1 protein-coding gene is annotated in these 217 nt (G+C 42.4%); it reads right to left on the bottom strand.

The genetic code is table 11. The features are described 5' to 3' along the window. A partial coding sequence (locus FS628_RS31850; protein ID WP_186328091.1) for a hypothetical protein occupies positions 1 to 217 on the bottom strand: 217 nt, incomplete at both ends.

The following is a 217-nucleotide window of genomic DNA, read 5'->3' as shown; positions in this document are numbered from 1 at the left end:
CAGATCAACAATCTCCATCACAGCCAGATATTTCTTTCCCACAACAAATCCTCTTATACCCGCTCCCTTTATTACAATATCCCCTCTTATCATCAAATTTTTCAACCTATTATATCCTTCAAAAATATACTCATTCTCATCTATCTTATCCCAATTCTCCTCCTCCTTCCCCTCCCTATCCTCTTCCCACCCACTCTCACGACCCCCATCACCCACC

The sequence above is a fragment of the Paenibacillus xylanexedens genome (assembly GCF_007676705.1).
Lineage (GTDB): Bacteria > Bacillota > Bacilli > Paenibacillales > Paenibacillaceae > Paenibacillus > Paenibacillus xylanexedens_C.
The sequence above is the reverse complement of the archived record's forward strand: the minus strand, read 5'-3'. Positions and strand labels throughout refer to the sequence as shown.